This window comes from Variovorax sp. OK605 (assembly GCF_900115445.1).
In the GTDB taxonomy this organism is placed as follows: domain Bacteria; phylum Pseudomonadota; class Gammaproteobacteria; order Burkholderiales; family Burkholderiaceae_C; genus Variovorax.
In genome coordinates this window covers 1-26,504 of the sequence record NZ_FOWL01000024.1, presented here as the reverse complement: position 1 = coordinate 26,504, position 26,504 = coordinate 1, and the positions used below count along the sequence as shown (strand labels likewise).

Here is a 26,504-nt window from a genome sequence, read left to right as displayed (position 1 = left end):
TTTGTATATGTTGGATTCTTCGTCCAGAGCTGGATACATTGCTGCCCATGAAGAAGAAGTCGAACAAGCAGCTCCTGGAGATGCTGGGCAACGTGGCCGAGGGCCTGGGCGAAACCTTTGCGCCCTTCTGCGAAGTGGTGGTGCACGACCTGAGCAACCCGCAGAACGCGATCTACGCGATCGAGAACAGCCTGAGCGGCCGACAGGTGGGCGAGTCGGTCACCGAGCTGGGCCTGGCGCGCATCCGCGACCCGGAATTTCCGGCGGTGATCGTGAACTACGCCAACACCTTTCCCGACGGGCGCAAGGTCAAGAGCACGTCGATCGGCATCAAGGACGACAGCGGCGAGTACGTGGCCGCGCTGTGCCTGAACGTCGACCTCACGCTGTTCCAGAGCTTCCAGGGCGCGATCTCGCAGTTCACACGCATCGACGACAAGGAAGTGCATGAGCACCTCGAGGCGGGCGGCGCGCATTCGGACCGCATCCACGCGCGCATCGACGAGTTCGCTGCCGCGCGCGCCACCACCTCGCGCTCGCTCAAGCCGGCCGACCGCAAGCAGCTGGTGCAGGAACTGAAGAAGGCGGGCCTGCTGGAGGTGCGCCGGGGCGCCGAGATTGCCGCGGCGCACATGGGCGTGTCGCGCGCGACGGTGTACAGCGACGCGAAGTAAGTCTGCCTAGCCTGTTGCGGCCTGCCGGCGATCAGGCGGCGCGGTCGGGCCAGCTCGGGTCGCTCGACGCGTTGGCCGTCAGCATCAGCACCACGTGCGCATCGGGCGCCACGGCGTTGCTGGCGCGCAGTTGCCGCAGTGCCGCCAGGCCGCCGGCGGCGCACAGCTCGGCGCTCACGCCGGCCGCGGTGAGCAGGCGCCGCGCCGCGCGGGCCTCCTCGTCGTTCACCACCACCGCGCCGCCTCCCGTGGCGCTGGCCGCCTGCCACTGCAGGTAGGTGACGGTGGCGCCCGCCGTGGAAAGCTGCGCGGTGTGGCCCGGGTAGCTGGCGTCGATGGCGCCGCCGTCGAGCACGCGCGACAGCCGCGGGAACGGCTCAACCAGCCACAGCCGCGGCAATCGCGCGATGCGCCCCGCGGCCAGCAGGTCGCGAAAGCCCGCGTAGACGCCCCAGCCGAGGTCGCCGCGGCCGGTCGGGATCACGATGTGGTCCGGCACCCCGCCGTCGGTCACGCACTCCAGCGCAATCGGCTTGTAGCCCTCGATCGCCAGCGGCGCGCTGCCCAGCGCCGGCAGGCGGTAGTTGGTCAGCGCGAAGTAGCCGGGATGCTGCGAGCGCTCGCGCACGAAGGCCCAGCGGCCCGCGTTGTCGGCGAACATGTAGCGCCGCGCGCCCAGCGCGTCGAGCTGCCGCGCGTAGGTGGCCGGCATGCCCTCATAGGTGGCCACCTCGCAGCCCAGGCCCGCGGCCCAGGCGTAGTGCGCGGCCGACACGGCCGCATTGCCCGAGGAGGCCAGAACCAGCGTGTGGGCGTCGAAGTCGAGCGCCTGCGCCACGCCCACGGCGGTCATGCGGTCCTTGTGCGAACCGGTGGGGTTGCACGACTCGTCCTTGATGCTCAGCCGCGCCACGCCGAACTGCCCGGCCAGCGCCGGCATGTCGTGCAGCGGCGTGCCGCCTTCGCCGAGCGTGAAACCGGGGCCGTAGGGCATCGGGACGGTCTCGGCGCTGTCCGGCAGGTAGCTGGCGCGCAAGGCCACGTGAAAGCCCGCGCGGCGGCAGGCCGGGCAGCCGTCGTGCGTGAGCGTGACCGGGTAGAGCGCATCGCAGCGCAGGCATTGCAGGCCGCGCAGCTGCGGGTTGCGCGCGGGCTTGGGCGTCCGGTCGCGCACCACACCCAAGGGATTTCCCGAGGGATGGGCAGGGCGGTCCATGGAAGGCATGGCGAACTTGAGGTCCAGAACGGGCGATGTCGTCACGGGTCATGCATTGAGAGTGGTGCCCAAATCTTATGCAAACGGAAATAAAATTACGCAGCCCAAGTTACTCAACCGATAACAAAACTTATCGATGCGATTTGCAGAGATCGAAACGTTCCGGGCGCTGATGCGCGGCAGCTCCACCCGCAAGGCCGCGGCCTTGCTGCAGGTGACGCAGCCCGCCATCAGCCAGTCGCTCAAGCGGCTCGAGGCGCAAGCCGGCATGCTGCTGTTCCAGCGCACCGGCGGGCGGCTGGTGCCCACGCCCGAGGCGCGCGCGCTGTGGATCGAGGTGGAGCGCGTGTTCATCGGCATGGACGCCATCGAGCACCGCGTGCGCAGCCTGCGCGACTTCGGCGTGAGCCAGCTCGAGATCAGCTGCTTCCCCGCCTACGGCCTGAGCTTCATGCCGCGCGCGCTGGCACGGCTGAAGGCGCACCGCGGCGCGAGCCCCTGGCCGCAGGTGTCGCTGCAGGTGCTGAGCTCGAAGGACGTGCGCGACCGCGTGGCCATGGGCATCTCCGACTTCGGGCTGATGGCCGACGAGCTCCCGCTCGAGGGCATCGACCATTCGACCTTCGCGCGCCTGCCCGGCGTGGTGGTGATGCCGCCCGGCCACGCGCTGGCGCGCTTCAAGACCATCGAGCCCGACCAACTGGCGCAGGCGCCCTTCCTCTCGTTCAACCCCGAAGACCGCACGCACCAGCGGCTAGAGGCCGCGCTGGCGCCGTACGGCGTGGCGCTGCGCGTGCTGGTGCAGACGCCCTACGCGGCCAGCGTGTGCGAGATGGCCTTGCGCGGCCTGGGCGTGGGCCTGGTCAACCCGATCACCGCGCTCGACTATGCCGAGCGCGGGCTGGTGGTGCGCAAGTTCTCGGTCGACGTGAACTTCACCTGCCTGCTGGCGCTGCCCGCGGGCAAGGCGCTGTCGGCCACCGCGCGGGACTTCATCTCGCTCATGCGCCAGCAGCTGGCCGAGGACGAGAAGCGGATCCAGCGCTACCTGCGCTGACAGCCGGGACAGCCGGGACAGCCGGTATAGCCGCGGCGGTTCACTTCCAGGTGAACTCGTGGTTCAGCCCGATCACGAAGCCGCGCACATGCCGCGGCCCGGTGCGCGAGGCGCTCACGTCCACGCTGATGAGCGGCGTGAGGCTGAAGCGCCCGCCGATGCGCGAGGTCCACACGTTCGACGCGCGGTTGCGCTCGGCGATGAAGGAGACGGTGTCGTTCAGCGCCCACTCGGCCGCCGCGCCCGCGCGCGAGGTGCGCGCGCCGGTGCCGCTGGCCCAGTCGGCGCCCAGGTTGGCGTGCAGCTGCAGGCTCTCGAGCGGCCGCCAGGTGAGCGGCACCACGAACTGCCCGCCGGCACGGCCGCCGCGTTTCAGGTCGAACACCGCGCTCATCGACACGGCCGCGCTCAACGGCGCATCGGCCGCCGGCCCGTAGAAATTCCACTTGAGTTGCGGCCCGCCGGTGACCGAGTGCACACCCGCCACCGAGGTGCGGTCGAAATTCAGGCCCAGCTCGACCGGGCCCACGCGGCAGGCCGGCCCGAAGTGAAAGCCCGTGACGGGCTCCACCCCCGTACGGCCCCACCAGGTCTCGTACTGGCACTGGCCCGGGTCGAGCGTGCCGGCGTCGTCCACGTCGAAATGTCCGGCGGCGTGCGCGCCCGGGCTCGCGCACCAGGTCGCGAACAGCAGGGAAGCCGCAAGCATTCCGCCGGCGCGTGGCGGCCGGGTCGTCATCGTTCGTTCGGGGTTGTTGTTCTTCATCGCGCGCATCCCAGGGCCCGCGGAGCATTCTAGGGACGCGGAAAGTCGGCGCCATGACGTGACGCCGCCGTACCGGCCGCCGGTGCCGATGTGGCCCCCGCCTTCAGATCTCGAACTGCGGCTGCAACTCGCGGATGCGCTTGATGGCCACGCCAGCCGCGGCGGTGCGCGTTTCCACGCCCAGCTTCACGTACACGCGCTCCAGGTGCTTCTTGGCGGTGGCCGGGCTGCTGCCCAGGATCTCGCCGATGTCCTTGTTGGTCTTGCCCTTGACCACCCAGTACAGCACCTCGGCCTCGCGCGCCGTGAGCTTCAGGCTCAGGCTCATGGCCTCGATCACGCCGGTGTCTGACACCTCCCGCATGATGATCATCCACTCGTCGCCGTCGTCGTCGCTGCTGGTCTGCTGGTGCAGCCGCAGCGTGAGGCTGCTGGCGCCCTGCACGATCGACAGCGGCGGCGGTTCGATGCCGCGCTGCCGCGCATCGGGCGTGTGGCTGCGCAGCCAGTCGAGCACCGCCGGCGGCGTCTCGGGCGCGCGGGTCTCGCAGTAGCGCTGCAGCAGGTCGCGCGCAAGCGCCGTCTGCCAGATGAGCCGGCCCTCGGGCAGCCGCACCGTGATGCTCGCGTAGCCGAAGGCGTCGAGCGCGTTGCGCGCCTGGCCGGCCTGGCGCGCGTCCTGCCGCGCGCGGCGCGCGCCCTGCAGGTGCACGTTCATGCGCGCCAGCACTTCCTTCGGCTTGATGGGCTTGGTGACGTAGTCGACCCCGCCGGCCTCCAGCGCCGCCACCAGGTGCTCGGTCTCGGTCAGGCCCGTCATGAACACGATGGGAATGTGCGCCGTGGCCGCATCGGCCTTGAGCCGGCGCGCCACCTCGAAGCCGTCGATGCCCGGCATCATCGCGTCGAGCAGCACGATGTCGGGGCGGGCCTGCGCGGCGCGCTGCAGCGCCTGCTCGCCGTTGGTGGCAATGAGCACGGTGTAGCCCGACTCGTCGAGCGCGTCGTGCAGCACGGCGAGGTTGTCGGGCACGTCGTCCACGATCAGCACGAGGTCGCTGTTCGCGCCCTGCTGCTCGCGCAGCGTCCGGGCGAGCGCTGATGTTTCCATGATGGGAATCGGCGTCTGGGTCATGCGGCGCTCTCCACGGCGTCGGCGAGCGCGCGGCTCATGGCTTCGAACTGGAACTGGCGCGCCAGCACGCGCTGCGCGTCGGTCCACGTCGCGCATTCGGGTTGCGCCGCATCGATGGCGTCGAGCTGGTTCATGATGCCGCGGAAGTAGCCCAGCTCCACCGCCTCTTCGAGCGCGCGCAGGCGCGCCAGCGAGGGGGCCTGCAGCGGGCGAGCAACGGCAACGGGCGCGGGCCTGGCGGCGGTGTCGGTCCATTGCAGGCCGAGCCGGCGCTCGAGCCAGTCGAGCAGTTCGGAGTGGCGCACGGGCTTGACGAAGAAGTCTTCGGGCGCAATGCCCACGTCGTTGTCGAGCCCCTTGTCGAAAGCGTTGGCCGAAACGATGGCCACGGCAGCCCCGGTCAGCCCCAGCTTGCGCGCGCGGCGAATGGTTTCCCAGCCGTCGATGCCCGGCATGGCGAGGTCGACGAACATCGCGTCGGGCCGGTAGCCGGCGGCAATCAGGTCCAGCGCGTCGTGCCCGCTGGCGGCGCTGCGCAGCTCGAAGCCCAGCGGTGCCAGCACATGGCCCAGCAGGTCGCGGTCGGCCTCTTCGTTGTCGACCACCAGCAGCCGGCGGCGCGGGCCTTCGTAGCCGCGCCGCGCGCGTGGCGCCGGCGCCGCCCGCGCCGCGCCCGGCACGGCGTCGTGCACGCGCGGCAGGAACAGGCGCACGCAGAAGAGCGACCCCACGCCCGGCGTGCTGCTCACCTTCATCTCGCCGCCCATCAGGTCGGTCAGCATCTTGGCGATGGTCAGCCCGAGCCCCGCGCCGGGCGCCGCCGACGCGCCGGCGGAATTGCCGCGCGCGAACGGCTCGAAGATGCGCTCGATTTCGCTGGCCGGCATGCCGGGGCCGGTGTCCTCGATTTCCACCGAAGCGAACTCGCGCGCATAGGCCAGCCGCAGCGTGACTTGCCCCGCCGCCGTGAACTTGATCGCATTGCCCAGCAGGTTGATGAGGATCTGCAGCACCCGCTTCTCGTCCGCGCGCACCACCTCGGGCAACGCGCCCGCGGCCTCGAAGCGGAACTGCAGGCCCTTCTCGGCCGCCTGCAGCTCGAACATGTCGGCCAGCTCGCGCAGCGTGTCGGCGAAGCGCATCGGTTGCGCATGCAGCGTGAGCTTGCCCGCCTCGATGTGCGCGATGGCCAGCGTGCCCTCGATGAGCGACAGCAGATGCTCCCCGCCGCGCTTGATGACGGCCACCGCCTGCTGGCGGTGCGGCGGCACCGACGGGTCTTCGCCCATCAGCTGCGCATAGCCCAGGATGCTGTTGAGCGGCGTGCGCAGTTCGTGGCTGATGGCGCTGATGTAGCGGCTCTTGGCCTGGTTGGCCTGGTCGGCGGCCTGCTTGGCCTGCTCCGCCGCGAGCTTGGCGTGCTCGGCAATCTCGCGCGCCTCGTCGGCGCTCTGCTTGGCGGCCTGCAGCGCGCGGTCGGTCTCGCGGTGCAGTTCGATCTCGCGCACCAGCAGGTGCGTCTGGCGGTTCGACTCTTCCTGCGCCACCTTGCGGCTCTGGTGCGCCAGCACCAGCCACCACGCGACGATGCCCGCAATCACCAGCAGCGCCATGTAGGCCTTCAGGAAGCCCGAGCGCAGCGACAGCTTCTGCACGCCGGCCAGCGCCGCGGCCACGTCGGCCTCGGAGGCCAGCTCCAGCGCGCCTTCGCCGAAGGCCCGCAGCTCCTGCTGATAGAGCACGCCGAACACCACGGCCAGCAGCGGCACGATGACCAGCATCAGCAGCAGGAAGTGCCCGAGCCCCGTGTCCAGGTAGCGCCAGCTGCGGCGCGGCAGCAGCCAGCGCAGCACGGCCGACCATTGCGCCGACAGGCTCGCGTGCGGCTTGCACAGGTCGCCGCAGCGCGCGTCGAGCGTGCAGCACAGCGAGCAGATCGCCCCCTGGTAGGCCGGGCAATGCGCCATGTCGGGCCCTTCGTACTCGCGCTCGCAGATCACGCAGTGCTGCACCTTCAGCCGCTGGTAGCTGCCGGTTTCGACCCGCGCCCAGCGCACCGCGCGCCCGCCCTCGGCCGGCGCGAAGGCCACCGCGCCGTGCGCCTCGTCGGAGCCGCGCGCCAGGTAGTACTTGCCGCCCGTGGCCCAGGCCAGCAGCGGCGACGCCACCAGCGCCGTGCCGAGCGCAATGAGCGCGGAGAACGCCTGAGCCAGCGGCCCGAACACACCCAGGTGCGCGGTGATCGACAGCACCGAAGCCAGCGCCATCGCGCCCACGCCCACCGGGTTGATGTCCCACAGGTGCGCGCGCTTGAACTCGATGCCCGGCGGCGACAGCCCCAGCGGCTTGTTGATGACCAGGTCGGCCACCACCGCCATCATCCAGGCGATGGCGATGTTGGCGAACAGCCCGAGCACGTCGCCCAGCGCCTCGAACACGTTCATCTCCATCAGCATGAAGGCGATGAGCGCGTTGAACACCACCCACACCACGCGCCCCGGGTGGCTGTGCGCCACGCGCGAGAAGAAGTTGCTCCAGGCCAGCGAGCCGGCGTAGGCGTTGGTCACGTTGATCTTGAGCTGCGAGATCACCACGAACAGCGCCGTGGCCGCCACCGCCCAGCCGTAGTTGGGAAACACGTACTCGTAGGCCGCCAGGTACATCTGGTTGGGGTCGACCGCGCGGTCGGCCGGCACCATGTGCGTGAGCGCCAAGTACGCCAGCAGCGCGCCGCCCAGCATCTTGCAAACTCCCAGCACCACCCAGCCCGGCCCGCCGGCCAGCACCCCGGCCCACCAGCGGCGCGCCGTGCCGGCCGTGCGCGCGGGCATGAAGCGCAGGTAGTCGGCCTGCTCGCCCATCTGCGTGATCAGCGCGATGCCGACCGTCAGGGCTGCGCCAAACAGGTGCAGATTGAAGCCTTGCGTTCCGGTGCGAACACCGTTGTAGTGCACGATGCCCGTAAACGCACCAGGATCGCGCACCAGCACATAGCCGAAGGGCACCACCAGCATCAGCAGCCACAGCGGCTGCGTCCACAGCTGCAGCCGGCTGATGGCCGACACCCCGTGCGTGACCAGCGGGATCACCACGAGCGCGCACACCAGGTAGCCCCACACCGGCGGAATGCCCAGCGCCAGCTCCAGCGCATAGGCCATCACCGCCGCCTCGAGCGCGAAGAAGATGAAGGTGAAGCTCGCGTAGATCAGCGAGGTGAGCGTGGAGCCGATGTAGCCGAAGCCGGCGCCGCGCGTGAGCAGGTCCATGTCGACGCCGTAGCGCGCCGCGTACACGCTGATCGGCAGGCCCGCCAGGAAGATGATCAGCCCGGTCGCCAGGATCGCCCAGAAGGCGTTGGCAAAGCCGTACTGCACCAGCAGCGTGGCGCCCACCGCCTCCAGGATCAGGAATGAAGCCGCCCCGAAGGCCGTGTTGGCGACCCGCCATTCGGACCACTTGCGAAAGCGCTGAGGGGTGTAGCGCAGCGCGTAGTCTTCCAGCGTCTCGCTGGCAACCCAGCTGTTGTAGTCGCGCCGGACCTTGACGATGCGCTGGGGGGCGTCGTCTGGGGAGGTCGGCGTATCGGTGGGGCTCACACCGTTTCGGTGCAGCTTTCGTGCCATCCGTCGGCCGCAGGGAACGCAGGCTCAGGGCAGCTTGGCGAGCAGGTTGTCCAGCCGGGTGGGGGGAAGCCGGATGCCGCCGCCCAGGAACGATTCGTCGGCGATGTCGTAGGTCAACCCGTCCTCTGCCCAACGAAGCGCAACACCGGCCTCCGTGTACGACCGTTCCGCCAGCAGCGTCGGCTCGCCCGTGCGATAGAGCCGCAACAGAATCGTGGTGCGGCTCGTGAAGACAAGTCTGGCCGTATAAGCCCCGCCCGGGTCGGGCGAAACCTCGCTCCACCACTCGTCAGGATGGTGGTCGGCGCGAACGCGGGCCTTCACCTCGAAGCAATACTTGACGCCAAGGACAACGACCGCGAGGCAAAGCGCCCACCGCAAGACGCGGGCACCTTGGCGCAGCATGGTGCGAACGTCGGACATCACAAGGCCACCCTGATCGGCGTGTCCAGTTTCATCGTGAGCCGGTCGGTGTAGATGATGAAATCGCCGCCTTGGTTGTGCTTGCGTTGCCAAGCGCGGAAGTCCGTGTTCTTGACGGGATACAGCACGGCGTCCTTGGCGTACACACTGCCCTGCACCACCGCGTGGTCGAGCCACCCGACGTTGGAGAGCGCCGCGACCTGGTGAGCCGGAACGATCGCGACATGGCTGCGGCTCCAGTGCCCGAGGTACTGCGACGCGTTGCCCGCGGCGTCCGTGAATGTGAAGTTGTCCTTCACGTACACGGAAACATGGGTCACGACAGCCGACTTGTTCTTGTGGTCGAACCAGGCCTGCGAGACCGCCGCATAAAGATTGAACGAGCCCAGGGCGCACGTCAGGTCGTCCGGAACGCCTTCATTGAAAAGCGACTGCGTGATGAATTGCGTCAGCTTCTGGCTCAGGGTGCCATCGACAGGCGCCTGCTGGAACTGGAACTCCTTGTGAAACCGAACGATGTCGCTCTGGCATTCAAGCCAAGGCCGGATGTCCTGCCGGTTCCGGTACGGGCGCAACGCGTTTGCGATCTCCCTTTGTGCGCTTGGCGTTGCGAGCCGGGACATCAGATCGTTCAGTCCCGCTTTGGCCCTCGCAAACTTCATCACCCAATCAATTTTTACCGAGGTGGAATCGATCATGCCCGCCGGATAAGGCACGCCGTTCTGGTTGATGCCATTGCGCTCGTCGGCAGGCGTGGGCGGGTAGTTCAACTGCCCCGCAAACCATTTGTCCATCAGGTCCGCGCCCACCGGCGCGCCGATCTTGCGCATCGCCCCGGGAATGTCCTGGATGTCGAACGGCGGCACGGCTTGCACGGGCTTCGACTTCTCCTTTGGTGAGCGCGGAGGTGGAGGCGATTGGAGCCAGCGCTGCAGGCTGGCCGCAGCACCGGACACCGCTTCTGCCACCTTGATCGCCCCGAGCGTCGCGTTGACGTACGGATCTTCCTTCGCCTTTTTCCTGGCGGGCACCTCCACCGATTTGCGCTCGCTGTGACCGACGGGCTTGCCAACCGCCGGCGGAGGCGCCCGGCTCGTGGACAGCGCGACGTCCTCCCTGCAGATTTCGCCGGTCTGCGGCGACCAGGAACGCATGAAATTGCTTGACCTGTGGAAGTCGATCTTTCCGCCTGCCTGTGGCTGCATTTTTTCCCCTCCCCTGTGTTCGAACACCGGTGCGGAGTATTGGCGCGGCAGGCGCGGGTTCGGGCTCCATCAGGGCCTGCGCGGACGAGCGCCGGACCCTGTTTCAGTGCACTTTTGTGCCATCCGTACGACTTTTGGCGAACACGGCACGACTGTTGCAAAGAAGCCAGCCTGCCCATAATGGCCGCCTCCTCCCGCCACCCGATGCCGATCCCATGGAACTGACCCCGCGCGAAAAAGACAAGCTGCTGATCTTCACCGCGGCGCTGCTGGCCGAACGCCGCAAGGCCCGCGGCCTCAAGCTCAACTACCCCGAAGCCATCGCGCTGATTTCCGCCGCCGTGATGGAAGGCGCCCGCGACGGCAAGAGCGTCGCGGAGCTCATGAGCGACGGGCGCGCCGTGCTGACCCGCGCCGACGTGATGGAGGGCATCGCCGAGATGATCCCGGACATCCAGGTCGAAGCCACCTTCCCCGACGGCACCAAGCTCGTGACCGTCCACCAGCCCATCGTCTGAACCGCAGCCAGAAAAAGAAAGACCTTCCATGCGCCACCCGACCGTTCCCACCGTCGCCAAGACCCTGGCCCTTCTCGCCGCCGTGCTGCCGCTGGCAGCCAGCGCCCACACCGGCGTCGACGGCGGCATGCACCACGGCTTCACCACCGGCTTCCTGCACCCGCTGACCGGCGCCGACCACCTGGCCGCCATGGTCGCGGTCGGCCTCTGGAGCGCCCTGGCCGCGCGCCGCGCCTGGCCCGACCTGCTCTGGGCGCCGCTGGCTTTCGCCGGCATGCTGCTGGTGGGCGCGCTGATGGGTCTGGCCGGCGTGCAGCTGCCGGCGGTCGAGCCGATGATCGCGGCCTCGCTGCTGGTGCTGGGCCTGCTGGTGGTCACGCGCGTGCACCTGCCGGCCGTCGTCGCCACGGCGGTGGTCGGCGTGTTCGCGGTGTTCCACGGCGTGGCACACGGCTACGAACTCGCCAGCGAAGGCGGCGCGGCCCTCACGCTGGCCGGCATGGTCGGCGCGACGGTGCTGCTGCACGTGGCGGGCATCGCGCTGGGCTGGTCGCTGCGCCGTGCCAACGCCTGGCTGCCGCGCGTGGCCGGCGCCGCCGTCGTCGGCCTGGGCGCGACGCTGCTGGCACAAGCCATCTGAGGCCGGCTGCCATGGTCCCCGGCGAACTTTTCACCGACGACGGCGAGCACACGCTCAACCCCGGCCGCCGCACCCTCACGCTGGTGGTGCAGAACACCGCCGACCGGCCGATCCAGGTCGGCTCGCACTACCACTTCGCCGAGACCAACGGCGCGCTCGGCTTCGACCGCGAGGCCGCGCGCGGCATGCGGCTGAACATCGCCTCGGGCGCCGCGGTGCGCTTCGAGCCCGGCCAGCAACGCACGGTCGAGCTGGTCGATTTCTCGGGCGATCGCATCGTCTACGGCTTTCGCGGCCTGGTTCAAGGAAAACTCTAAATGGCCACCATCGGGCGACGCGCCTACGCGGAAATCTTCGGCCCCACCGTGGGCGACCGCGTCCGCCTTGCGGACACCGACCTGCTGATCGAGGTCGAGGCCGACTACACCCTGCGCGCCGGCGGCTACGGCGAAGAGGTGAAGTTCGGCGGCGGCAAGACCATCCGCGACGGCATGGCGCAATCGCAGCGCACCCGGGACGGCAAAGGCAGCGGCCCTGCGGCCGGTGGCGCCGTCGATACGGTACTGACCAACGCGCTCATCCTCGACCACTGGGGCATCGTCAAGGCCGACATCGGCCTGAAGGGCGGGCGCATCGCCGCCATCGGCAAGGCCGGCAACCCCGACGTGCAGCCGGGCGTGGACATCGTCATCGGCCCGGGCACCGAGATCATCAGCTGCGAAGGCAACATCGTCACCGCCGGCGGCATCGACAGCCACATCCACTTCATCTGCCCGCAGCAGATCGAAGAGGCGCTGTCTTCCGGCGTCACCACCATGCTCGGCGGCGGCACCGGCCCCGCCACCGGCACCTTCGCCACCACCGCCACGCCGGGCCCGTGGCACATCGAGCGCATGCTGCAGGCCGCCGATGCGTTCCCCATGAACCTGGGCTTCCTGGGCAAGGGCAACGCCAGCCTGCCGGACGCGCTGCACGAACAGATCGACGCCGGCGTCATCGGCCTGAAGCTGCATGAAGACTGGGGCACCACGCCCGCGGCCATCAGCAACTGCCTGGACGTGGCCGACGCCACAGACACGCAGGTGGCCATCCACAGCGACACGCTGAACGAATCGGGCTTTGTCGAGAACACCATCGCGGCGGTGGGCGGGCGCGCCATCTGCGCCTTCCACACCGAAGGCGCAGGCGGCGGCCATGCGCCCGACATCCTGCGCGTGGTGGGCGAAGACAACTTCCTGCCGTCGTCGACCAACCCGACCATGCCCTACACCGTGAACACGCTCGACGAGCACGTCGACATGCTCATGGTGTGCCACCACCTGGACGCCGGCATCGCCGAGGACCTGGCCTTTGCCGAGTCGCGCATCCGCAAGGAGACCATTGCCGCCGAGGACGTGCTGCACGACCTGGGCGCCATCAGCATGTTCAGCTCCGACAGCCAGGCCATGGGCCGCGTCGGCGAGGTCATCATCCGCACCTGGCAGACCGCGCACAAGATGAAGCTGCAGCGCGGCAAGCTGCCTGAGGACAACGAGCGCAACGACAACTTCCGCGCCAGGCGCTTCGTCGCCAAGTACACGATCAACCCGGCCATCGCGCACGGCATCGCGCACGAGGTGGGTTCGCTGGAGGTCGGCAAGTGGGCCGACATCGTGATCTGGAAGCCGGCCTTCTTCGGCGTGAAGCCCTTCACCATCCTGAAGGGCGGCACCATCGCCATGGCCGCCATGGGCGACCCGAGCGCCTCCATTCCCACGCCGCAGCCCGTGCACTTCCGCCCGATGTTCGGCGCCTACGGCGGCTCGCTCGCCAGGAGCTCGCTGACCTTCGTCTCGCAGGCCGGCCTGGCCTCGGGCATCAAGGAACGCTACGGCCTGAGCAAGAACCTCAGCGCGGTGAAGAACATCCGCAACGTGCGCAAGCAGCACATGGTCCACAACGGCTACACGCCGAAGATGGAGATCGACGCGCAGACCTATGCGGTGCGCGCCGACGGGCACCTGCTGACCTGCGAGCCGGCGAAGCTGCTGCCGATGGCGCAGCGGTATTTCCTGTTCTAACGCGGTATCTCTCTGACGATCTCCTCGACTACTTTCAGCGCCTTGCCGACGAATTCGAGCGTGACGCCGTCACCAGCGGGCGTCAGCAAGACAGCGTCACCCGCCTGCAAGCCCCAACGGGCGACCACTTCATCTGGCAGGATGACACCCGCTTCGCCATCGATCTGGATGATTTGAAGCGCGGTGGTCATGTGAGTCGCAGCGAAGAGGAAAAGAAGAATGGATTTTGTCAAAGGGCGTGTGGTCACAGGCGCCTTGGGCGCACTGCTCGGTGCATTCCTTGGCGTTCTGATCAACATCTTCATACAGTGGGGCGGCCACCGGTGGGGCATTCCGCAGACCCTGGGCTGGACGAACGTGGTTCAGTGCAGCGCGGTGACCTGCGGGCTGATAGGCCTGGTCTTCGGTGAGTCGGTCGGCAGCGTCCTCGGCTACGCCATCGACTTCGTATGGAGCCTGATCACGCGTGGCTCCAGCCGCACACGCTGAGCCGGGATTGCTTCCATACTCGGCATTCTTTGGTTTGTGATGGATTGAACGTGCTAACAGCTTCAAAGATTTTTCCTCAAGGCTCCGGGCTCGCTCCGGTGCTGATCCGCAGGGCATCGACCATCGAGCTCGACTGGGACATCCGCCAGAAGAGCCGCTTCGACGCCACCGACTCCCAGGGCCGCCAGATCGGCGTGTTCCTTCCGCGCGGCACGGCCGTGCGCGGCGGCGACGTGCTCGTGGCCGAAGACGGCTCGCTGGTGCGCGTGATCGCGGCGCCGCAGCCCGTGCTGCGCATCACGCACTGCACGGCCCACGGCACGCCCTTCGACCTGACGCGCGCGGCCTATCACCTGGGCAACCGGCATGTGCCGATCGAGCTCAAGCCCGACCACCTCAAGATCGAGCCCGACCATGTGCTGGCCGACATGCTCCGATCGATGCACCTGATCGTCGTGGCGGTCGAGGAGGCGTTCGAGCCCGAGGGCGGCGCCTATGGGTCGCACGAGCATGCGCACGGTGGCGGCCACGGCCACGGCCATGACCATGGGCATTCGCACACAAGCGGCAAGGGCCCGAAGCCGCTCGTGCTCGCACCGGAGCTGCTGGACGACCACGACCATTCGCATGGCCATGACCACAGCCACCACGGGCACTCCCACTGAGATGAACGCTGGCGCTTCGGCCGGTCGCGTCGCGCGAGCACCCGGTGTTCTGTGCAAGCGCCCCGAGCACCGCCACGCCATCGCGACCCCACAGGTTGAAAGCGCACATGCCTGACGCGAGCCAAAGCCTCCTGCAACTCATCTGGCTCGCGTCTCCCGCGCTGCCCGTCGGCGGTTTCTCGTATTCCGAGGGCGTCGAGGCCGCGGTCGAATGGGCCGGCATCGATTCCGAATCGCGCGCGGCCGAATGGCTGTCCGACCAACTGCACCTGAGCTTCGCGCGCGGCGATCTCGCGCTCTTCGCGCAGGCCGTCTCGGCCTGGCGCACGAACGACATGCCGCGCATCCACGCACTCAACGAATGGGTGATGGTGACGCGCGAGTCGGCCGAGTTCCTCCTGCAGACCGAGCAGATGGGCCGCTCCTTCGTCGAGTGGCTCAAGCTGCACCACGCCGACACCGCCGCAGTGCTCGCCGGCCTGCCCGCGAGCTACCCCGTGGCCTTCGCCTTCGCTGCGAGCCGCACCACCGCCCCGGTGCACGACTGCGCCCTGGCGTTTGCCTTCGGCTGGGCCGAGAACATGGTGGGCGCGGCCGTCAAGGCGGTGCCGCTGGGCCAGAGCGCGGGGCAGCGCATCCTGGGCCGGCTCGCCCGCGAGATCCCCGACACCGTGACCCGCGCCATGGCCCTTTCCGACGACGAGCGCCAGGCGTTCGCCCCGCTGCTGGCCGTGCTTTCGGCGCGGCACGAAACGCAATACTCTCGCCTCTTCCGCAGCTAGCACGCACGCGCGCGCAAGGTCCTCACAGATGCCAATGTTTCCCAAGTCCGTCGAATGGCCGCCCGCAGGCACGCTGCAAGGTGAAGGCCGCTCGAAGGTATGGGAAGGCCGCATCGCGATCGCGCCGTTCGGCGAGTTCGACCTGCGCGTGCATGGGACTGCCGAAGGACCGACGCCGGCGCAGACCGGCGCGATGCAGAAGGTGCTCGCCAACGCCGCCGCGCTGCGCGACGCTGCGGGCGCGCCCATGGTCGAGGTGATCGCCGAAGGCGGCATCCTCCCCGACGGACTGGTGCTCGACACCGCCTCGCTCTGGTCGCAGCTGAAGCCTTCCTTCGTCGAGGTGGCCCAGCCCGGCTACGACCCGGGCGGCGCCATCGCCATCTCGCTGGGCTTCGAGATGCCGTGGTGGGTCGAACACCTGCTGCACATCCGCACCCTCGACGGCGAATTCGACGAGGCCTGCCCCGAGTAGCCCGCGCGCACCGACACACACACACGCACTTTTTTCCGGAACCGAACCATGACCTCCGCCCTGCACCACATCCCCCATCGCACCAAGAGACTGCCCCCGCTGCGCGTGGGCATCGGCGGCCCGGTGGGTTCGGGCAAGACCACGCTGCTGGAGATGCTCTGCAAGGCGATGCGCGACAAGTACGACCTGATCGCCATCACCAACGACATCTACACCAAGGAAGACCAGCGCCTGCTGACGGTGGCCGGCGCGCTGCCGGCCGAACGCATCATGGGCGTGGAAACGGGCGGTTGCCCGCACACTGCCATCCGCGAAGACGCGTCGATCAACCTCGAGGCCATCGATCGCATGCTGGAGGATTTTCCGGATGCCGACGTGGTGTTCGTCGAGTCGGGCGGCGACAACCTCGCGGCCACCTTCAGCCCCGAGCTGTCGGACCTCACGATCTACGTGATCGACGTGGCGGCCGGCGAGAAGATCCCGCGCAAGGGCGGCCCCGGCATCACCAAGAGCGACCTCTTCGTGATCAACAAGACCGACCTGGCGCCCTACGTGGGCGCGAACCTCGACGTGATGGAGCAGGACACGCAGCGCATGCGCCGCCAGCGCCCCTACGTGATGACCAACCTCAAGACCCTCACCGGCGTGGCCGAGGTGGTGGCGTTCATCGAAGAGCGCGGCATGCTGGCCGCGGGCTGAACGCCGACGCGTTCGGAAAGCCCGTTCAGGGCAGGCCCAGGTAGACGCGCAGGTCGTCCCTCACCGTACCGGCCGATGCCACGGCGGTGCGCAGGCGCTCTTCGCTCACGCCGAACCATTGGGTCCAGTAGTCGACCTCCTTGAGGTCGGTCACGTCGATCCGTTCGTCGTCTTGCGGAATGCGGATCTCGCTGTGGTCGGGCATCGTCTTCTCCTGGGAAGGTGCAGAGGGTGAGCAAGTAGAAACGGGAATTTGGAGACGCGAGTCTCCTCGCCGACGGGTGCGCGCCAGCCGGACAGTTCCGACGCGGCGTGCAGGACAAATTCCATGGCGCGTGCGCGGCATTTCGCGATGTGCGAAGGCGTGGCCGCCGACACGCGTTTGGCTTCCCGGCTGGCCCGGGCGCGCATGCATTTTGGAGCGCTCCATGATGGAATGGGTGTCTGTATGTTTCATGGAGAACCACGATGGAGCCGAACACCCGCAGGCTTCTCAGCATCGGCGTCCCAGGCCTGAACGATGTCATGGGAGGCGGCCTCGAGCCCAACCGGCTCTACCTGGTGGAGGGCACGCCCGGCGCGGGCAAGACCACCATCGCACTGCAGTTCCTGATGGAAGGCGTGCGCCAGGGTGAGTCGGTGCTCTACGTCACGCTGTCCGAAACCGAGACCGAACTGCGCGGCGTAGCCGCATCGCATGGCTGGGACCTGTCGGCCATCCACATGCGAGAAATGCTCCCCACGCAGGACACGCTGCAGCCTGAAGAGCAGTACACGATGTTTCATCCGTCCGAGGTGGAGCTCAGCGAGACCACGCTGCGCATCCTCAGCGACGTGGAAACGCTCAAGCCCTCGCGCATCGTGTTCGATTCGCTGTCGGAGCTGCGGCTGCTCTCGGGCACCTCGCTGCGCTACCGGCGGCAGATACTGGCGCTGAAGCAGTTCTTCGCGGGGCGCCAGTGCACCGTGCTGCTGCTCGACGACATGACCGCCACCGAGCACGACCTGCAGGTGCAGAGCATCGCGCACGCGGTGCTGCGGCTGGAGCAGTCCAACTCCGACTACGGCTCGGCACGCCGCCGGCTGCTGGTGGTCAAGTACCGCGGGCAGTCGTTTCGCGGCGGCTACCACGACTACAAGATCCACCGCGGCGGCCTGCAGGTTTTTCCGCGGCTGGTGGCCGCCGAACACGTGCGCGAGACCGCCCAGACCAAGCTGCCCAGCGGCATCGCGCCGCTGGACACGCTGCTCGGCGGCGGTCTCGAGAAAGGCACGAGCACGCTGTTCGTGGGCGCGCCGGGCACGGGCAAGTCGTCGGTGGCGGTGCAGTTCGCCATTGCCGCGGCCGAGCGCGGCGAGACCGCGGCGCTCTTCATCTTCGACGAGAGCATCACCACGCTGCGCACGCGCTGTACCGGCCTGGGCATGAAGATCGACCCGTACCTGGAGTCGGGCCTGATCCGCATCAAGCAGGTCGACCCGGCCGAGCTGTCGCCCGGCGAACTGGTGCACGAGATACGGCTGGCGGTCACGCAGCATTCGGCATCGGTGATCGTGATCGACAGTCTCAACGGCTACCTCAACGCGATGCCCGACGAGCGCTTCCTGATCGTGCAGCTGCACGAGCTGCTCACCTACCTCGGCCAGTCCGGCGTGGCCACGCTCCTGGTGGGCGCGCAGCACGGGCTCATCGGCATGCAGATGCAGACACCGGTCGACGCCAGCTACCTGGCCGACGCGGTCGTGCTGCTGCGCTACTTCGAGTCCGAAGGCGAGGTGCGCCAGGCCATCTCGGTGCTCAAGAAGCGCGGCGGCGTGCACGAGCGTTCGATCCGCGCCTTCTCGATGGACCATGCCGGGCTGAACGTGGGTGAGCCGCTGCGCCAATTCAGGGGCATCCTCACCGGCGTGCCCGTGCCGGTCGACGGCGTTGCGGCCGTCCCACCGTGACGATCGCTGCCACGGCCGCCCCCACCACGCCGGCGCTGGTGCCTGCGCCCGCGCCCATGCCCGCGGAGGTGCCAGTGCCGGTGCCCGCCGATCCGCAGTTGCGCGTGCTGCTGCGCACCGCCACGTCCAAGGACGCGGTGATGACCACCGCCGTGCTGGCCCACGCGGGCATCGAGGCGCACGTGTGCACCACGCTGCACGAGTTGCTGCGCGAGATCCCGCGCGGCGCCGGCGCGCTGCTGGTGTCCGAGGAAATGCTCTCGGGCACCGGCGCGGCCGAACTCGCGGACGCGGTATCGACCCAGCCGCCGTGGTCCGACCTGCCGGTGCTGATCCTCGCGCGGCAGGGCGCCGACTCGCGCGCCATCACCACCGCCATGGAAGGCATGGCCAACGTCACCGTGCTGGAGCGCCCGATCCGCGTGGCCTCGCTGGTGAGCGCGCTGCGCAGTGCGTTGCGCGCGCGCCGACGCCAGTACGAGCTGCGCAAGATCCTCGAGGACCTGAGCGAAGCCGACAAGCGCAAGACCGAGTTCCTCGCCACGCTGGCGCACGAGCTGCGCAACCCGCTGGCGCCGCTGAGCACCGCGCTGGCCATCCTCAAGCGCAAGACCCTTGCGCCCGAGGCGGCGCTGCCCTACTACGAGCTCATGGGCCGCCAGGTGGAGCACATGGTGCGCCTGGTGAACGACCTGATGGAGGTCTCGCGCATCACGCGCGGCAAGATCGAACTGCAGCTCGGCGAACTCGCGCTCGACCAGGTGATCCGCGGCGCGGTGGAGCTGAGCCGCCCGCTGATGGACGCGGGCCGCCACACGCTCGCGCTGCACATGCCCGACGCCTCGCTCGCGGTCGAAGGCGACAGCGTGCGGCTCACGCAGGTGTTCTCCAACCTGCTGAACAACGCCGCCAAGTACACGCCCGAAGGCGGGCGCATCGACGTGTTCGTCGAGCGCGGCGCGCACGGCCATGCCGTGGTGCGCGTGAAGGACAGCGGCGCGGGCATTCCGCCGGCCATGCTCGGCGCGATCTTCGACATGTTCGTGCAGGTCAGCGGCACGGCGCGCGCCGCACAGGGCGGCCTCGGCATCGGCCTCACGCTGGTGAAGAGCCTGGTGGAGCTGCACGGCGGCACGGTCAGCGCGAAGAGCGAGGGTGCCAACCAGGGCAGCGAGTTCACCGTGTCGCTGCCCCTGCTCGACCACGACGTGCGCGCCGGCACGCACGCCCGTGCCTCCCTGGAGGCGGTGGCCGCGCAGCAGCGCATCCTGGTGGTCGACGACAACCGCGACGCGGCGGAGTCGCTCGCGGCCCTGCTGGGCCTGCTGGGCGCGCAGACCGCCGTGGCCTTCAGCGGCACGGAAGCACTGCGCATGGCCGAAGGCTTCGAGCCGACGCTCGGCATCCTGGACATCGGCATGCCGGGCATGGACGGCTGCGAACTGGCGCGCCGGCTTCGCGCGCACCCGCAGCACCACGGCATGGGACTGATCGCGCTCACGGGCTGGGGCCAATCCGACGACCGGGTCCGCATCGCGCGGGCCGGCTTCGACCATCACCTGCTGAAGCCGGTGGACGAGGAAGAGCTGTCGCTCACGCTGCGCAAGCTGGGGCAGCGCGGCAGCGGGTAAAGAGAAAAAAAAGAAAAGAGGTCAGAGCTCGCTGCCGTCGCGCAGCTGCCTTGCCTTGTAGACCAGGCGCACGCTGGCACGGCGCGGGTCGCTGACCTGCTGCACGTACACGTCGGTGTCGTTGCTCACCCATGCGGCGTAGGCGGTGCCCGGGTCGCGCGAGGCGAGCTCGGCGCCGAACACGCCGCGGCCCCATTGCACGAGGGCGGTGAAGGCCGAGGCGCCGCTGTCGGGCGTGGCCTGCGCCGCCGCCACATACTCGACGCGGCGCAACTCGGAAGCGGCAAAGAAGAAGGTCGGCTCGAACAACAGCCCGGCCATCTCGACCGGCGCCGCGCGCCAGTTGCCGACCAGCCCGCCGCTCAGGCGTTGCGGCCGCTGCACGCGCTCGGCGGCGGGCAGCACGGCCTGCAGCTGCTCGGCCGACATGCCCAGGCGCACGCCCGGTGGCAGCGACTGCGCATGCAGCGCACCGGCGCAGAGAAGGGCCGCGCTGGCGGCAAGGGCACGGAAAAATGTCAGGGAAGCAGCAAGGCGCACGTTCGGCATCGGGGAAAAAGCGGCGGAACCATGGGACCGCGAGTATGACGCGGAGTTCCGTGGCGCCGCTTTCCCGGGGCCTTGCGCCGGTGCGTCACTCCTCGACGAAAGCCTCTTCCCGCTTGGCTTTCACGGAGGGCAGCAGCACCACGATCAGCAGCAGCGCGGCGGCGGCCAGCAGGCCCGCCGACAGCGGCCGCATGACGAACACGCTCCAGTCGCCACGCGACAGCAGCAGCGCGCGGCGCAGGTTCTCTTCCATCATCGGCCCCAGGATGAAGCCCAGCAGCAGCGGCGCGGGCTCGCACTTGAGCTTCAGGAAGGCATAGCCCACGATGCCGAAGATGGCCACCATCCACACGTCGAAGGTGTTGTTGTTCTCCGAGTACACGCCCACCGCGCAGAACAGCACGATCGACGGAAAGAGCCACTTGTAGGGAATGGTCAGCAGCTTGATCCAGATGCCGATCATCGGCAGGTTCAGCACGATGAGCATCAGGTTGCCGATCCACATCGAGGCAATGAGGCCCCAGAACAGTTCCGGGTTGCTGGTCATCACCTGCGGGCCGGGCTGGATGTTGTGGATGGTCATGGCACCCACCATCAGCGCCATCACGGCGTTGGGCGGAATGCCCAGCGTCAGCAGCGGAATGAACGAGGTCTGCGCGCCGGCGTTGTTGGCCGACTCGGGCCCGGCCACGCCGCGGATGTTGCCCTTGCCGAAGGGCACTTCGCCCTTCTTCAGCTTCATCTTCTTCTCGATGGTGTAGGCCGCGAAGGCCGACAGCAGCGCGCCGCCGCCGGGCAGGATGCCCAGGGCCGAACCCAGCGCCGTGCCACGCAGCACCGCGGGCGTCATGTCCTTGAAGTCCTGCTTGGTGGGCCACAGGCCCTTGACCTTGGCGGTGAACACTTCGCGCTCGTGCTCGGGCACCGCGAGGTTGGCAATGATTTCGCCGTAGCCGAACACGCCCATCGCGATGGCGATGAAGCCGATGCCGTCGGTGAGTTCAGGAATGTCGAAGCTGTAGCGCGCCACGCCCGAATTCACGTCGGTACCGACCAGGCCCAGCGCCAGGCCGAACAGGATCATCGTGATGGCCTTGAGCAGCGAGCCCGAGGCCAGCACCACAGCGCCGATCAGGCCCAGGATCATCAGCGAGAAGTATTCGGCGGGGCCGAACTTGAAGGCCAGCTCGGTCAGCGGCGGCGCGAAGGCCGCCAGGATCAGCGTGCCCACGCAGCCCGCGAAGAACGAGCCCAGGCCCGCCGCGGCGAGCGCCGGTCCGGCGCGCCCCTTTCTTGCCATCTGGTAACCGTCGATCACGGTCACCACCGACGAAGACTCGCCGGGCAGGTTCACAAGAATCGCGGTGGTGGAGCCGCCGTACTGCGCGCCGTAGTAGATGCCGGCCAGCATGATCAGCGCCGACACAGGCGGCAGCGCATAGGTGGCGGGCAGCAGCATCGCGATGGTCGCGACAGGGCCGATGCCCGGGAGCACGCCGATCAGCGTGCCCAGCAGACAGCCCACGAAGGCATAGACGAGGTTCTGCGCCGTGAAGGCGACGCCGAAGCCGATCGAGAGATTGGTAATCAGGTCCATTGGTCTTGTCTTGTTCTTATGGGAATCAGCCTGCGATGAAGGTCGGCCACACCTGGAACTGCAGCTTCAGCGCGACCACGAAGGCCAGGTAGCTGCCGAGCGCGAGGATGGTGGCCAGCAGGGTCACGCCCTTCCAGCCGAAGTTGTCGCCCGCCAGGCTGGCGATGAAGGTCAGCGCGTAGATGGCGACGATGAGCCCCATCGACGGCAAGCCGATGCTCGGCAGGCCGCCGAGCAGCACGCCGAACATGAGGTTCGCGCCGATGATGAAAGCCAGCGGCTTCCATGCGATGCGCCCGATGGGCTCGCCGTCTTCCGTCTCGACGCTGAGCGCCTTGAGCGTGATGGCCACGCCCATGAGGGCAATGAGGATGCCCACGATCAGGGGAAAGTAGCCCGGGCCCATGCGGGCGCCGGAACCCACGTTGTAGGTCGTGGCGCCCCATGCGAAGGCCACGCCGAAGGCGCTGAAAAGCACGCCCGAGCAGAAGTCTCTCTGACTCTTGATTCTCACCGTTGATGTCTCCTGGAACTGCGTTGATCGGCACAGGGATGTGCGCGACCGATCCTAGGAATTCAGCGGCCTCGTGTGTATGAACAAAACATTGCCGTTCGGCAATGTTCGCGGCTCAGTCGTGCGCCATCGGCAGGTCGATGCACGCGCGCAGGCCCGGCTTCGCGTCGCCGAACTGCAGCCGCCCGCCATGCAGCGCCACCACCGCCTGCACGCTCGCCAGACCCAGGCCGTGGCCCGGCGTGCTGCGATCCAGCCGGTGGAAGCGCACGCCGATGCGTTCGTACTCCGACGGCGGAATGCCCGGCCCGTCGTCCTGCACGAAGAGCTGCGCGCGGCCGTCCACCGTGTGCGTGCCGATGCGCACCGTGGCGCCCGTGCGGCCGTTCGCGGCGTACTTCAGCGCGTTGTCGAGCAGGTTGGCCGCGGCACCCGCGAGCAGGTCGCGGTCGCCCAGCGCCACGGCCATGTCGGCCGGCTCGCGCAGCAACGCGATGCCCTGCATCTCGGCCACCGCCTCGTACAGCTCCGCCACGTCGTCGGCGATCACGTGCAGCGCCACCGGCGCGAACTGCTGGCGCCGCGCGCCGGCCTCGACCTCGGCGATCTGCAGCAGCTTCTCGAACACCACCGCGAGCTCTTCGAGTTCGCGGATGGCCGTGGCCACGGCCTCGCGCTGGGGGGCCTCCACACCCAACCCGCCTTCCACCGCGCGCAGCCGCACCAGCACGCGCGTGAGCGGCGTGCGCAGGTTGTGCGCGATGGTGTTCGACACGTGGCGCACGCCGTCCATCAGCGACTGGATGCGGTCGAGCATCGCGTTGATGTCGTGCTCCAGCAGCGCGAACTCGTCCTCCTGCCCCTCCTGCCCGGAGTGCGCCACGCGCTCCTGCAGCTCGCCGGCCGCAATGCGCGCGGCCGTGCGGCGCACCGCGCCCACGCTGCGCTCCAGCTCCTGGCGAAAGACGAAGGTGCCGCCGATCAGCAGCAGCACCGCCACGATGCCCGCCGCCGCGCTGGCGCTGGCCACCAGCGATTCGATCGACTCCTGGTCGCGCAGGTCATGCCCCACCGCCAGCAGGCCGCCGTCGGGCAGCGTGCGCATCACCAGGTAGGCGATGACGGTCTGGCCCGCGCGCACCACGCGCCGGTGCACGCCGTCGCCCGCGTCGGGCGCTTCCGAGGGCACCTGGTCGAGGTTGCCCGCGAGCTTGCGGCCCTCGCGGTCGGTCAGCAGGTAGATCTCGTTGTCGGAGTTGCGGCCGTCCGACAGCGCATTGGCGATCTCGCCGGCCACGCCGCCGGCGCCGCGCGCGTCGTAGCGCACCATGAGCTGCTGCATGCTGGTGGCCACCTGGCGCACCATGCGCTGCTGCAGCACGCCCACCGTCTGCATGTAGACGATGGCCAGCGCGGCGAGCATCGTGATGGCCACCAGCAGCCCGTAGTAGAAGGCCAGCCGGAAACCGACCGAGCGCCACAGCTGGCGCAGCGTCTTGATCATTGCGGCGCGGCCAGCGTGTAGCCCACGCCGCGCACCGTGTGGATCAGCGTCGGCGCGCCGCCCGCGTCGAGCTTGCCGCGCAGCCGGCTGACCTGCACGTCGATCACGTTGGTCTGCGGGTCGAACTGGTAGTCCCACACCGCTTCGAGCAGCATGGTGCGCGTGACCACCTGGCCCGGATGCATCATCAGATAGGCCAGCAGCCTGAACTCGCGCGGCTGCAGCGCAATGGGCCGGCCGCCGCGCTCCACCTGCCTGCGCGCCAGGTCGAGCGTGAGGTCGGCCAGCTGCAGCATGCGGATCTCGGGCCCGGTGCGCGAGCGGCGCACCAGCGCCTCGGCGCGCGCCGCGAGCTCGGAAAAGGCGAAGGGCTTGGCCAGGTAGTCGTCGCCGCCGGCCTTCAGGCCGCGCACGCGCTCGTCGAGCGCGCTCAGGGCGCTGAGCACCAGCACCGGCGTCTTCTTGCCGAGCGCGCGCATGGTCGAGAGGATCGACAGGCCGTCGACGTCGTTGGGCAGCATGCGGTCGAGGATGACCAGGTCCCACGGCTCGCCCGTGGCACGCGCGAGCGCGTCGGCGCCGTCGCGGCTGATCACCGCCACATGGCCGAGCGAGCGGAAGCCGTCGGCGATGTAGCGCGCGTTGTCGGCGTCGTCCTCGACGATGAGGCAGCGCCACATGGCGGTGGGGCCTAGCACTTCAGGGCCGCCCCCTCGTGCGGGGCAAGGGCGCGGGCAAGGACAGGAAGAAGGGAAGCGGGAAATGACTGCGTTCTGGTGCTCATGGCGATGGAGTCGGCCGGCCCACCATCCACCCGCGGCGCCGCCGGGACCATCCTAGCCGCGATTCAACCAGAGAAAGCGCGGGCGCTTCATTACCGTTTGTCCATGTTCGGGGGAGCACGGCCGACAAGGCCGATAAGGCCGTCAAGGCCGATAAGGCCGTCAAGGCCGATAAGGCCGTCAAGGCCGGCAAGGCCCGCAAGAAGCCGCGCTTCGCTAGGCCTGCAACAACGGCAGGCGCAGCGTCAGCCCCAGCACGCCGCCCGCGTGGGGGGCCGAGTAGATGCGCCCGCCGTGGTGGCTGGCGATGCGTTCGCAGGCCCGCGCGGCAGCGCTCGCCGCGGCGGCATGCGAGCCGTCGAAGAAGCGTGCGAGCGGCGGCCGCGCATCGACGGCATCGAGGTCGCGCCAGTGGATCACCGCCTGCTCGCCTTGCGCATGCGCGGACACCTGCAAGGTGGCACCGGCGCGCATCACGCTGGCCGCATAGGCCGTGACCTTGGCGAGCAGTTCGCGCAGCTCGGCTTCGATCGCGAGCACGGGCACGGCTTCGGGCGGCAGCTGGATGTCCAGGCGGATGCCCTGGCTTGCGGTGTCGCCCGAGGCGGCGTCGAGCAGCGGGCGCAGGTCCTGCACGCGGCTGGCGTCCTGGCGCTGCCGCGCGTCCTTCCTGGCCTGCTCGGCGAGTTCGCGCGCCTTCGCGCTCTGCCGGACGTTGGCGACGAACAGCGAGCCCATCAGGAAGAGCACGCCGCCCAGGCCCAGAAGCACCACGCTCGCGATGATCGCGCCGAGGTTGCCCGCCTGCAGTTGTCCCGCGGCGGCCATCAGCGCGCGCCCGGTGCGGCCTGCGCGTCGGGCTCGCCCGGTGCGCAACGCGCGTCGCACATGTCGCGTGCGGAAGGCTCGCGTGCGGAAGGCGGCCGGCGCGCGTCGCCGAAGGGCATCGGAGCGCCTGCGCCGCCCTCGCCCCGCAAGCCCGGCGGCGGGCGGTGGAACATGGGCGGCGGCGGGGGCAGCATGATGCAGCCCGTGAGGCTGGCGGCCACCAGAGCGCCGGCGAAGAGTCTGAGTCGGTTCATTGAAAACTCGGTGCTGGATGAACAGGCTGAGCGGGCAGGAAAAAGGGCGCGCGCCCTCTTCCCTCGCGCAGTGCGAGCCCCGCGTCAGAACGCGTGGCGAATGCCGAAGTCGTAGCCGGTGGACGAGCGCGGCAGGCCCGTGTAGCCGACGCCCGCGCTGCCGTAGCCCGTGGTGCTGGCCGACACCAGGCTGCCCGTGTAGTTGGCGTCGTTGCGGTTGTTCACGCGCGCCACCGTGGCGTACAGCGCCGTGCGCTTGGACAGGTTGTGCACGTAGCCGATGGCCAGCTTCTGCGCGCGCGGGTCTTCGCCCGTGATGCCGGCCGCGCCTTCGTTGTAGCGAACCACCGAGTACGACGCGCGGATCAGGCCCGCGCCCACCGGCACCGTTGCGCCGAACAGGTAGCCGTTGTAGCTGTCGTGCGTGTTGCTCAGCGCCGTGTTGAACTTGTTCTTCACGTTCGACAG

Annotated in this window: 29 protein-coding genes; 13 read left to right on the top strand and 16 right to left on the bottom strand. The window is 68.9% G+C overall.

The genetic code is table 11. The features are described from left to right. Positions 1-47: 47 nt before the first annotated feature. Positions 48-674, top strand: coding sequence for a helix-turn-helix transcriptional regulator (locus tag BM013_RS36750; protein WP_093134960.1), 627 nt, complete (start codon positions 48-50; stop codon positions 672-674). A 31-nt stretch (positions 675-705) separates the two neighbouring features. On the opposite strand, the gene BM013_RS36745 is transcribed toward BM013_RS36750, so the two are convergent. Beyond that, on the bottom strand, positions 706-1,890 hold the full coding sequence (locus BM013_RS36745; protein ID WP_371281675.1) for a threonine synthase: 1,185 nt from the start codon (positions 1,888-1,890) through the stop codon (positions 706-708). Between the two features lie 136 nt (positions 1,891-2,026). Between BM013_RS36745 and BM013_RS36740 the strand changes: the two genes are divergently transcribed. Continuing rightward, positions 2,027-2,947 carry a LysR substrate-binding domain-containing protein gene (locus BM013_RS36740; RefSeq protein WP_093134797.1) on the top strand — a complete coding sequence of 307 codons (921 nt, stop codon included), beginning with the start codon at positions 2,027-2,029 and terminating at the stop codon, positions 2,945-2,947. Between the two features lie 40 nt (positions 2,948-2,987). On the opposite strand, the gene BM013_RS36735 is transcribed toward BM013_RS36740, so the two are convergent. From BM013_RS36735 to BM013_RS36715, 5 genes are all read right to left on the bottom strand, one after another. After that, on the bottom strand, positions 2,988-3,656 hold the full coding sequence (locus BM013_RS36735) for a hypothetical protein (RefSeq protein WP_256221857.1): 669 nt from the start codon (positions 3,654-3,656) through the stop codon (positions 2,988-2,990). A 160-nt stretch (positions 3,657-3,816) separates the two neighbouring features. After that, the gene (locus BM013_RS36730) at positions 3,817-4,848 is read right to left on the bottom strand and encodes a response regulator transcription factor (RefSeq protein ID WP_371270876.1); all 1,032 of its coding nucleotides are present in this window, start codon (positions 4,846-4,848) and stop codon (positions 3,817-3,819) included. Next, entirely contained in the window at positions 4,845-8,471 is a 3,627-nt protein-coding gene (locus BM013_RS36725) for a hybrid sensor histidine kinase/response regulator (protein ID WP_371281672.1), read from the bottom strand. Before BM013_RS36725 ends, BM013_RS36730 begins: the two co-directional genes overlap by 4 nt. A gap of 24 nt (positions 8,472-8,495) precedes the next feature. Further along, positions 8,496-8,894: a hypothetical protein gene (locus BM013_RS36720; RefSeq protein ID WP_093134794.1), complete on the bottom strand. Its 399-nt coding sequence runs from the start codon at positions 8,892-8,894 to the stop codon at positions 8,496-8,498. Further along, positions 8,894-10,099, bottom strand: coding sequence for a DUF6402 family protein (locus tag BM013_RS36715; protein ID WP_143098460.1), 1,206 nt, complete (start codon positions 10,097-10,099; stop codon positions 8,894-8,896). The genes BM013_RS36720 and BM013_RS36715 overlap by 1 nt, the downstream gene beginning before the upstream one ends. A 215-nt stretch (positions 10,100-10,314) precedes the next feature. On the opposite strand from BM013_RS36715, the gene BM013_RS36710 reads away from it, so the two are divergent. The 4 genes from BM013_RS36710 to ureC are packed head-to-tail and all read left to right on the top strand — an operon-like array spanning position 10,315 to position 13,317. Further along, the gene (locus tag BM013_RS36710; RefSeq protein WP_093134790.1) at positions 10,315-10,617 is read left to right on the top strand and encodes an urease subunit gamma; all 303 of its coding nucleotides are present in this window, start codon (positions 10,315-10,317) and stop codon (positions 10,615-10,617) included. 28 nt (positions 10,618-10,645) lie between these two features. Next, positions 10,646-11,257 (top strand): HupE/UreJ family protein, encoded by a 612-nt coding sequence (locus BM013_RS36705; RefSeq protein WP_093134788.1) that lies wholly within the window; start codon positions 10,646-10,648, stop codon positions 11,255-11,257. Positions 11,258-11,268: 11 nt separating this feature from the next. Continuing rightward, positions 11,269-11,574, top strand: coding sequence for an urease subunit beta (locus tag BM013_RS36700; RefSeq protein WP_093134785.1), 306 nt, complete (start codon positions 11,269-11,271; stop codon positions 11,572-11,574). Further along, on the top strand, positions 11,575-13,317 hold the full coding sequence (ureC, locus tag BM013_RS36695) for an urease subunit alpha (RefSeq protein ID WP_093134783.1): 1,743 nt from the start codon (positions 11,575-11,577) through the stop codon (positions 13,315-13,317). On the opposite strand, the gene BM013_RS36690 is transcribed toward ureC, so the two are convergent. Further along, a complete protein-coding gene (locus tag BM013_RS36690) occupies positions 13,314-13,508 on the bottom strand; it encodes an AbrB/MazE/SpoVT family DNA-binding domain-containing protein (protein WP_093134781.1) in 195 nt (64 codons plus the stop codon). The two genes, ureC and BM013_RS36690, sit on opposite strands and share 4 nt — an antisense overlap. Before the next feature lie 28 nt (positions 13,509-13,536). Here BM013_RS36690 and BM013_RS36685 point away from each other — a divergent pair, with 28 nt between their 5' ends. From BM013_RS36685 to ureG, 5 genes are all read left to right on the top strand, one after another. Further along, on the top strand, positions 13,537-13,806 hold the full coding sequence (locus tag BM013_RS36685) for a hypothetical protein (protein WP_093134779.1): 270 nt from the start codon (positions 13,537-13,539) through the stop codon (positions 13,804-13,806). Between the two features lie 50 nt (positions 13,807-13,856). After that, positions 13,857-14,471 (top strand): urease accessory protein UreE, encoded by a 615-nt coding sequence (ureE, locus tag BM013_RS36680; protein WP_093134776.1) that lies wholly within the window; start codon positions 13,857-13,859, stop codon positions 14,469-14,471. Between the two features lie 107 nt (positions 14,472-14,578). After that, entirely contained in the window at positions 14,579-15,253 is a 675-nt protein-coding gene (locus BM013_RS36675; RefSeq protein WP_093134773.1) for an urease accessory protein UreF, read from the top strand. Between the two features lie 28 nt (positions 15,254-15,281). Beyond that, positions 15,282-15,728, top strand: coding sequence for a hypothetical protein (locus tag BM013_RS36670; RefSeq protein ID WP_143098459.1), 447 nt, complete (start codon positions 15,282-15,284; stop codon positions 15,726-15,728). Positions 15,729-15,776: 48 nt separating this feature from the next. Next, on the top strand, positions 15,777-16,427 hold the full coding sequence (ureG, locus tag BM013_RS36665; RefSeq protein WP_093134768.1) for an urease accessory protein UreG: 651 nt from the start codon (positions 15,777-15,779) through the stop codon (positions 16,425-16,427). A gap of 25 nt (positions 16,428-16,452) precedes the next feature. Here ureG and BM013_RS36660 read toward each other — a convergent pair whose 3' ends face one another. Further along, positions 16,453-16,632 carry a DUF3606 domain-containing protein gene (locus tag BM013_RS36660; RefSeq protein WP_093134766.1) on the bottom strand — a complete coding sequence of 60 codons (180 nt, stop codon included), beginning with the start codon at positions 16,630-16,632 and terminating at the stop codon, positions 16,453-16,455. A gap of 263 nt (positions 16,633-16,895) precedes the next feature. Between BM013_RS36660 and BM013_RS36655 the strand changes: the two genes are divergently transcribed. Continuing rightward, on the top strand, positions 16,896-18,377 hold the full coding sequence (locus BM013_RS36655; RefSeq protein ID WP_093134763.1) for an ATPase domain-containing protein: 1,482 nt from the start codon (positions 16,896-16,898) through the stop codon (positions 18,375-18,377). Further along, a complete protein-coding gene (locus tag BM013_RS36650; protein ID WP_256221856.1) occupies positions 18,374-20,008 on the top strand; it encodes a hybrid sensor histidine kinase/response regulator in 1,635 nt (544 codons plus the stop codon). The genes BM013_RS36655 and BM013_RS36650 overlap by 4 nt, the downstream gene beginning before the upstream one ends. A gap of 21 nt (positions 20,009-20,029) precedes the next feature. Here the strand turns inward: BM013_RS36650 and BM013_RS36645 are convergent, their stop codons facing one another. The 8 genes from BM013_RS36645 to BM013_RS36610 form a co-directional block, all read right to left on the bottom strand. Then, positions 20,030-20,557: a hypothetical protein gene (locus tag BM013_RS36645; protein WP_093134760.1), complete on the bottom strand. Its 528-nt coding sequence runs from the start codon at positions 20,555-20,557 to the stop codon at positions 20,030-20,032. Between the two features lie 85 nt (positions 20,558-20,642). After that, positions 20,643-22,154 (bottom strand): tripartite tricarboxylate transporter permease, encoded by a 1,512-nt coding sequence (locus BM013_RS36640; RefSeq protein WP_093134757.1) that lies wholly within the window; start codon positions 22,152-22,154, stop codon positions 20,643-20,645. Between the two features lie 25 nt (positions 22,155-22,179). Continuing rightward, positions 22,180-22,668 carry a tripartite tricarboxylate transporter TctB family protein gene (locus BM013_RS36635; RefSeq protein ID WP_093134754.1) on the bottom strand — a complete coding sequence of 163 codons (489 nt, stop codon included), beginning with the start codon at positions 22,666-22,668 and terminating at the stop codon, positions 22,180-22,182. Positions 22,669-22,783: 115 nt separating this feature from the next. Then, the gene (locus BM013_RS36630) at positions 22,784-24,172 is read right to left on the bottom strand and encodes a sensor histidine kinase (protein ID WP_093134752.1); all 1,389 of its coding nucleotides are present in this window, start codon (positions 24,170-24,172) and stop codon (positions 22,784-22,786) included. Continuing rightward, a complete protein-coding gene (locus BM013_RS36625; protein ID WP_093134749.1) occupies positions 24,169-24,852 on the bottom strand; it encodes a response regulator transcription factor in 684 nt (227 codons plus the stop codon). Before BM013_RS36625 ends, BM013_RS36630 begins: the two co-directional genes overlap by 4 nt. A gap of 318 nt (positions 24,853-25,170) precedes the next feature. After that, positions 25,171-25,782 (bottom strand): sensor histidine kinase, encoded by a 612-nt coding sequence (locus tag BM013_RS36620; protein ID WP_177225668.1) that lies wholly within the window; start codon positions 25,780-25,782, stop codon positions 25,171-25,173. Further along, positions 25,782-26,036: a hypothetical protein gene (locus BM013_RS36615; protein WP_143098458.1), complete on the bottom strand. Its 255-nt coding sequence runs from the start codon at positions 26,034-26,036 to the stop codon at positions 25,782-25,784. Before BM013_RS36615 ends, BM013_RS36620 begins: the two co-directional genes overlap by 1 nt. Before the next feature lie 84 nt (positions 26,037-26,120). Beyond that, positions 26,121-26,504: porin (locus BM013_RS36610; protein ID WP_143098457.1), on the bottom strand; the 384-nt coding region annotated here is incomplete at its 5' end.